This window comes from Vibrio sp. 10N.237.312.B06 (genome assembly GCF_041464685.1).
In the GTDB taxonomy this organism is placed as follows: Bacteria; Pseudomonadota; Gammaproteobacteria; order Enterobacterales; family Vibrionaceae; genus Vibrio; species Vibrio tasmaniensis_A.
Genome location: NZ_JBFSPI010000069.1, coordinates 1 through 8,084, shown reverse-complemented (window position 1 = coordinate 8,084; position 8,084 = coordinate 1). Strand labels below are relative to the sequence as shown.

The following is an 8,084-nucleotide window of genomic DNA, read 5'->3' as shown; positions in this document are numbered from 1 at the left end:
AATTTTTAAAGAAAAAACTGCAAAGTCGAAGAATTATCTCATTTTGATGAAAGAGAGGATGAATACTTTTTCAACGGTCAGGCAAATATCGGCACAATGGCATTGACCTTACCCTAAGGGGAACGTTTATAGTTGCGTTGTAAATTCAAAGGTAAGCTATGACAAACACATTCCGAAAAACTTGGATTATTGTTTTCAGCATCATTGCGATGTTGATGTCTAGCTATGCCTCAAGCTCCTCAGCCTTGATGACTGAAGTAATGATGATGGAAATGGGGTCGAGCAAGTCGGCTTGTTACCACAGCGATACTTCGGTTAATGATTCAATGGCAGGGTGTCATGTGATGAGTGAAGAAGTACACCCTGAAGACTCTAACATGAGTGCTCATGCTTTGATGGCTCAATTCGATATGTCTTCAATGAGCGAAGACGGCAGTCCGATGATGGGTAACCATTGTTCGAGTGCCGATTGCTGTGCCTCAATGTGTTCTGCAAGTCCCTATCCAATTCAGGCTGTTCAAGCCGTTGATCAACTTTTCTTTTCATTAGCTCGTTTTCAATCGGTCACGATTGGCCAGAAAGTCGCACGCGCTCAATCTTTGCTACGCCCACCTTCCGCATAAATCTATATCTAAAAATACAGCTCTATCAGTTAGATAAACCTGATAAGCCATTCTTTTTTATGCGCTAATTAGCGCTAGATATGGACATTCATTGTGAATATGAAACCAACAACCTCTGTGTTTGTCATGAACACGAGCTTAGTGGTTGCTGCTGCCTTGCCTATGGCCTTGTTTTCAAGTGCTACGCTCGCGGCTACCACGGCGTCAGCTTCAAATGCTCAACACATTTCAGCACATGACCAAGCAAGCTCGACGCAGCAACTCAATACACTGATTGAGATTGCTTTAAGCGAAGATGGAAATCGCAAACAGTACTTTGCTCAGTCTCAAGCGATGCGAGAAACGGGCATTGCCAGCGCGACCTTAATGGACCCGAAATTGAAAGTTGGATTTGGCGGTTTGCCTGTCGATAGCTTTCAATTCGACGAAGACCCGATGACTAATATATCGGTAGGGCTGATGCAGCAGTTTGAGCGTGGCGATACGCTTAACCTCCAACAGAAAAAGGCAGGCCAACAGGCAGATGCTTTAGCTTTGCAGGTACAAGCAAGAGAATTGACGGTTGCAAATAGCATGACGCAGCTTTGGCTTGAGTTAGGTTATCAACAAAAGGCTGAGTCGGTGATACGTCAAAATCGTCGCTTGTTGGTTGAGCTTGAAAACTATGTACAAACCAATTACTCAATTGGTAAAAGTGAAGCGCAAGATCTGCTTAATGCTCAGCTTCAAGTGAGCAAGCTTGATGAGAAACTTCAGGCAAACCAGCAGGTTCAGCGCCGCTTAATCTCTCAGCTTTCTGAGTGGTTGGGATCTGATTGGTTAGGCTCTCAGGTTCTTGATTCTCAGGGCACACTGAATGCAACTAACCAAATTGATTGGTCGTTGCTGGAAAGCAAATTAGCGACCAATATCGATTCAACCAAGCACTATCAGCTACTGACTGACCATCCTTTGGTTAAGATCTCCGATGTCAGTATTTCCTCCAATCAAACTCAGGTTGAGTTAGCCGAGCAAGCTTATACCCCGCAGTTTGGGGTGGAAGTGATGTATGCACACCGTCAAGCCAATAACATGGCGGGTGAACCAGCTTCTGATCTGGTAAGTGCTTATCTGACTGTCGACATCCCGCTGTTTACAGGGAACCGACAAGATAAAAACTTATCGGCTGCTCAGTATCAAGTTGGTGCGGCCAAATCTCAAAAAGACACCTTACTTTCCCAAATGAACGCGCAAGTGAACGCATTGCTGGTGGACAGATCAAATCTGATCCAGCGATTAGATCGCTATCAAACGTCCTTGCTTCCTCAAACCGCAGCCCGAATCAGCGCGGTTGAGAGGGGCTATCAAAACAATACCGCCCAGTTTAACGATGTCATTTCAGCAACGACCGATGAGCTGGCGCTTAAGTTAGAGAAACAACGTTTGATCACCGATCTCAACATCGTTAACAGCAAACTGGCGGCGTTAGTCAGTGGCTTTGAATACCAAGTAAACCAACCACAACTCAGCTCAAGCGCAACTAAACACACAGCCAATCAATAAGGGAATAGACAATGAATACAGTAAAAGTAGCAACAATCGCTTTATTGGTCGGTGGTGCATTGGGTTTTGGTGTGAACCATTTTCTAATTAATCCAGCACATGACATGTCAGCAATGGCAACGAGTACAGGGGCAGATGTAAGTAAACAGGCCAAGGATGAACCTCTGTATTGGGTGGCTCCGATGGACCCAAATTATCAGCGAGACAAGCCGGGTCAGTCACCTATGGGGATGGATTTAATCCCTGTTTACGCGGATGACTCAAGTGGTGTTAAAGATGAGCCCGGTACCGTGTTCATTGATTCGTCGGTAGAAAATAATCTGGGTGTCAAAACAGCGAAAGTTAAGTTCGAAGCGCTATCTCCTCGGATTGAAACCGTGGGTTATGTGGCGTTCGATGAAAGTACACTGTGGCAAACCAACGTAAGAGCAGCTGGTTGGGTTGAGAAGCTCTACATCAACGCAGTGGGTGAGAAGGTAAACAAAGGTGATGTGCTTTTCACACTCTATTCTCCAGAGCTTGTTAAAGCACAAGAAGAGTTGATCAGTGCTTATAAAACGGGTCGTAAAGGTTTGATCAAGGGCTCGACTGAACGCTTAATTACTTTGGGTGTTGATAAGACTCAAATCCGCTCTATTACGCGCAAAGGCAAAGCCTCACAAACCATTGAAGTCAAAGCGCCAGCCGATGGTGTCATCGCAAGTTTGAATATCCGAGAAGGTGGTTATCTTTCACCTGCACAAGCGGTGATCAGTGCAGGTCCATTAGGTGAAGTATGGGTTGATGCTGAGGTGTTTGAGCGTCAAGCGCACTGGATCTCGTCAGGCAGCAATGCAGTGATGACGCTAGATGCCATTCCCGGCAAAGAGTGGTTGGGTAATGTCGATTACGTTTACCCAATCCTTGACCCAAAAACTCGAACCTTGCGCGTTCGTTTGAAGTTCTCCAATCCAAATGGCGAGCTTAAGCCAAATATGTTCGCCAATATTGCGTTGAAACCCATCAGTGATGAAGCCGTTCTTACTATCCCAAGATCTTCGGTGATTCACTCCGGTGGTATGACTCGAGTGGTAATGTCAGAAGGTTCTGGCAAGTATCGTTCTGCTCGTATTGAGGTTGGTCGTGAAGCTGGCGAAAAAATAGAGGTGCTTCAAGGGCTAGAGCAAGGCGAGAACATTGTCACTTCTGCGCACTTCATGTTGGATTCTGAATCGAGCCAATCTGCTGATCTGTCACGCTTCAATGGTGTTGAAGAAGAAGCTGAAACCGTATGGGCAAACGGTGAAATTTCCGATGTTATGCAAGGCAGTCGCATGGTGACGATTAACCATCAGCCAGTCCCTGAGTGGAATTGGAAAGCGGGTGAAATGAATTTCCAAGCCAGTGATGACCTTGATTTATCTGAGTTTGCCGAGGGTCAAACTATTCGGTTTCTAGTGGCGAAGCAGGGTTCTGATTATGTGCTCAAATCTTTAGAAGCGGGTGAGGGCGAACTATGATCAATGCAATCATTCGCTGGTCTATTAGCAACCGCTTCTTAGTGCTGGTTGCCACTGTAGCCATCGTATTTGGCGGCTTATACAGCGTTAAAAATACACCGGTCGATGCCATTCCTGATCTGTCTGATGTTCAGGTGATCATCAAAACCAGTTATCCGGGACAAGCGCCACAAGTGGTTGAGGATCAGGTGACTTATCCATTGACCACTGCCATGTTAGCTGTACCGGGTGCTGAAACGGTTCGTGGCTACTCGTTCTTTGGTGATTCCTATGTCTATATCATCTTCAATGACGATACTGATATGTACTGGGCACGTTCACGAGTGCTGGAGTACTTAAGCCAAGTTGCACCTAACTTGCCATCGAGTGCCAAGCCAACACTAGGACCCGATGCAACCGGTGTGGGCTGGGTTTACAGCTACGTGTTGCAAGATAAAACCGGTCAGCATGACTTAGCGGAACTTCGCAGTTTGCAAGATTGGTTCTTGAAGTATGAACTGCAAACCGTAGAAGGCGTGTCTGAAGTGGCGACCGTTGGCGGCATGGTGAAGCAGTATCAAGTACAGATTGATCCTGCCAAGTTACGTGCTTATGACCTAACACTTCAGCAAGTTAACAAGGCAATCCAAGATGGTAATCAAGAAACAGGAGCGTCTGTTGTTGAGATTGCGGAAGCCGAGCATATGGTTCGTACCACCGGTTACCTGACAAGCATCGAAGACATTCAATCTCTGCCGCTAAAAGTGACTGACAAAGGTACTCCGCTGTTACTGGGCGACATTGCTGACATTAACCTTGGCCCGCAAATGCGTCGTGGTATCTCTGAACTCAATGGTGAGGGTGAAGCGGTTGGCGGCGTTATTGTGATGCGCTTTGGTGAAAATGCCAGTGAAGTGATCGACTCGGTGAAATCCAAACTCGCTGAACTGCAAGCTGGCTTACCTGATGGTGTCGAGATTGTCGCGACTTATGACCGTTCTACTTTGATTGATTCAGCCGTTGAAAACCTATGGAAGAAGCTGGCTGAAGAGTTCATCATGGTCGCCGTGGTGTGTGCGCTGTTCTTGTTCCATATCCGCTCATCACTGGTTATCGCACTAAGCCTGCCCGTTGGTATCTTGGGTGCATTCATTGTGATGCATTGGCAGGGTATTAACGCCAATATCATGTCTCTTGGCGGTATAGCGATTGCGATTGGCGCCATGGTGGATGGTGCCATCGTGATGATCGAGAACGTTCATAAACACATTGAACGGACTCCGCTCACTGACAAAAACCGTTGGCAGGTGATTGGTAAGGCAGCAGAAGAAGTCGGCGCACCGCTGTTCTTCTCTCTGATTATCATTACCTTGAGTTTTGTGCCTGTGTTCGCGCTAGAAGGGCAAGAGGGCAAAATGTTCTCGCCACTTGCGTTTACCAAGACGTATGCGATGGCGGCAGCGGCGGGTTTGGCTATCACGCTTGTGCCTGTGCTAATGGGTTACTTCATTCGTGGCAACGTGCTACCTGAACACAAAAACCCAGTAAACCGCAGCCTAGTGGCGATGTACAAGCCGCTTCTAAATCTCAGCCTAAAATATCCAAAGGTGATGATTGTTATCGCACTTGGCTTAATGGCGTCTGCTTATTACCCAACCAGTAAGCTTGGTAGTGAATTCATCCCTCCTTTGGACGAAGGGGATTTGATGTACATGCCAACCACGTATCCGGGCATCTCAATAGGTAAGGCTCGTGAGTTGTTGCAACAAACCAACAAGCTCATCAAAACCATTCCAGAAGTCGAAATCACGTGGGGCAAAATTGGTCGAGCAGAGACAGCAACCGATCCTGCACCGTTAACCATGATTGAAACCGTGATTCAGCTTAAACCGCGAGATGAGTGGCGTGACGGTGTCACTACTGGGTCGCTACGAAAAGAGTTTGATGATCTGATTCAATTCCCCGGTTTGACCAACGCTTGGGTCATGCCAATCAAAACGCGTATCGACATGTTGGCGACGGGTCTTAAAACGCCAATTGGTATCAAAATCGCAGGCCCAGATCTGAGCGTGATTGAGGATATTGGCTCTCAACTTGAACCTATCTTGAATGGTGTCAGTGGCACGGCCTCTGTCTACGCTGAGCGTGTTGCGGGTGGTCGTTATGTGACGATAGACATCAAACGTCGTTCTGCTGCGCGATATGGCTTGAGCATTAAAGAAGTGCAACAGGTTATTTCGACTGCGGTTGGTGGCATGAACGTGGGCGAAACCGTTGAGGGGCTAGAGCGTTATCCAATCAATGTTCGTTATCCACAAAGCTATCGTGATTCTGTCGTTAAGTTGCAGAACCTGCCGTTAGTGACACCAAATGGAGCGCGAATTGCTTTGTCTGATGTCGCGGATATTCGCTATGAAGATGGGCCACCAATGATTAAGACGGAGAACGCGCGTCCTAATGGCTGGGTGTTCGTTGACATCGAAGGGCGCGACCTTGGTTCTTATGTGGCAGAGGCGCAAAAAGTCGTTACAGATCAAATCGTCTTACCTGCGGGTTATTCACTGGCGTGGTCTGGTCAATACGAATACATGGAGCGCGCCAAAGAACGTTTAAGTGTCGTTGTGCCAATCACCATCGCCATCATCATGTTGTTGCTCTACTTAAGCTTCCGCCGTGTCGGTGAGGTGATGATGATTATGCTGACATTGCCACTCGCAATGGTTGGTGGCCTATGGCTGATGCATGTCCTCAATTACAACTTCTCCATTGCGGTGGGTGTGGGCTTTATCGCCCTTGCCGGGGTAGCTGTTGAGATAGGTGTGATCATGTTGGTCTACCTAAACCAAGCATGGCACTACAAAAAATTGGATGCGGAGCAGAACCAGCAAGCACTTCAGAGTGAAGACTTAACGGATGCGATTCGTGAGGGAGCAGGACTGCGTGTTCGCCCTGTGATGATGACAGTACTTACCGTGATCATTGGCCTCATTCCAATTATGTATGGCGAGGGAACGGGCTCTGAAGTGATGCAGCGAATTGCTGCGCCGATGATAGGCGGAATGGCGTCTGCACTGTTGCTTACCCTACTGGTGTTGCCTGCAATCTTTAAGCTCTGGAAACAGCGTGAGATTACGCATAACCAAAACGAGACAAACAAATAACTTATTGATTATTAGCCCTTACTTGCCAAAAAAGAGTGAGTAAGGGCGCACCACATGAACATGTGAAACTAACAAAAAAACAGAATTAAGCTAAGGAACGATCATGAAAAAGACACTTATTGCGATTGCACTGATGTTAACTACTGCAACGGCTTTTGCTGAAATGGACCATTCGAATATGGACCACTCAAATATGGATCACTCGATGATGAAGAGTGGAGAGATGAATCATTCAAAAATGGATCACAGCATGATGAAGGATGGAAAGATGGACCATTCGAAGATGATGAATATGGAAGGCATGTCTGAAGTGGGTATGCCTGCGACAGGCGCAAAGCCGGATAAAGTGGTTCATGTTCTGCTAAGTGACGATATGAAAATTACATTTAAGAACAAGGTTGATATTGAGCCGAACGACGTGGTGCAGTTCGTTGTGATGAACACGGGCAAGATTGATCACGAATTCTCGATTGGTTCTGCCTCAGAGCAGCTAGAGCACCGTGAAATGATGAAAAATATGGGTAATCACGCTCATGACTCGGGTAGTACAGTTACAGTTACAGTTAAGCCGGGCAAAGCGAAGCAAATGCTTTGGCATTTCCACGGTGATAATAACGTAGAGTTCGCGTGCAATATTCCTGGTCACGCTGAAGCGGGTATGGTGAAGTCGTTAACGCTTTAGGCATTATCTAATAGAGCTAGAAATAGCGGCTAGAAAAGTACTAAAAACAGAAAGCTAAAAGATAAGTCTTAGTTCATCACGCTAGTTGAGACTTATCTTTCTTGGCCACTACTGTAATAGGATCGATGTTTCTAGTAGGTGGTGAGCTTCGCCACTGAGGTGTGGTAGCTCTGACATGATCTTCTTAAGCTTGTCGTCGATCGATTCCACTTCATTCAAAGAACGAAACGCAAGCACGGCCTGTTCTGGTTCGCTGCTCACATAACCTTTCAACGTATTAAGCTGAATTTTGTTCGCATTTTCGACTTTTGACAGTGCGACATTGATTGCTTCGATGTTTATTGTTAACTCATTGCTTTTAAACATTTTTAATTATTTTTGGTTGTTGCTAATGCGCGCACATTAACACAACTGTTTTTTCGGACATTGACCAAGATTATTAAATTGGAACAATTTTGAAAATCGTTAAAAGCTAGACTGCAATATGTGATGGGAAAGGTTTAAGAAATTCGAAGCGATTTAAGGAGTTAATAGCGCTAGCTGCTTAATTAAACATTGATAAACCCCCAGCTCTGCTGGGGTGACTCGCATAGGTTTG

The 8,084-nt window shown here is 46.2% G+C and carries 6 protein-coding genes; 5 read left to right on the top strand and 1 reads right to left on the bottom strand.

Features of this window, described 5'->3' with window-relative positions; genetic code table 11:
* The first annotated feature begins 158 nt into the window (after positions 1 to 158).
* The 5 genes from AB6C75_RS16985 to AB6C75_RS16965 all read left to right on the top strand — a co-directional run bounded on the left by AB6C75_RS16985 (position 159) and on the right by AB6C75_RS16965 (position 7,486).
* Complete coding sequence (locus AB6C75_RS16985; RefSeq protein ID WP_102495050.1) at positions 159 to 623, top strand: hypothetical protein; 465 nt, start codon at positions 159 to 161, stop codon at positions 621 to 623.
* A 99-nt stretch (positions 624 to 722) separates the two neighbouring features.
* Positions 723 to 2,165: a TolC family protein gene (locus AB6C75_RS16980; protein WP_372108340.1), complete on the top strand. Its 1,443-nt coding sequence runs from the start codon at positions 723 to 725 to the stop codon at positions 2,163 to 2,165.
* Between the two features lie 11 nt (positions 2,166 to 2,176).
* Complete coding sequence (locus AB6C75_RS16975; RefSeq protein ID WP_372108334.1) at positions 2,177 to 3,664, top strand: efflux RND transporter periplasmic adaptor subunit; 1,488 nt, start codon at positions 2,177 to 2,179, stop codon at positions 3,662 to 3,664.
* On the top strand, positions 3,661 to 6,804 hold the full coding sequence (locus tag AB6C75_RS16970) for an efflux RND transporter permease subunit (protein WP_372108332.1): 3,144 nt from the start codon (positions 3,661 to 3,663) through the stop codon (positions 6,802 to 6,804). The genes AB6C75_RS16975 and AB6C75_RS16970 overlap by 4 nt, the downstream gene beginning before the upstream one ends.
* A gap of 103 nt (positions 6,805 to 6,907) precedes the next feature.
* Positions 6,908 to 7,486 carry a copper-binding protein gene (locus tag AB6C75_RS16965; protein WP_372108330.1) on the top strand — a complete coding sequence of 193 codons (579 nt, stop codon included), beginning with the start codon at positions 6,908 to 6,910 and terminating at the stop codon, positions 7,484 to 7,486.
* A 108-nt stretch (positions 7,487 to 7,594) separates the two neighbouring features.
* On the opposite strand, the gene AB6C75_RS16960 is transcribed toward AB6C75_RS16965, so the two are convergent.
* Complete coding sequence (locus AB6C75_RS16960; protein ID WP_016788617.1) at positions 7,595 to 7,852, bottom strand: hypothetical protein; 258 nt, start codon at positions 7,850 to 7,852, stop codon at positions 7,595 to 7,597.
* Between the last annotated feature and the right edge of the window lie 232 nt (positions 7,853 to 8,084).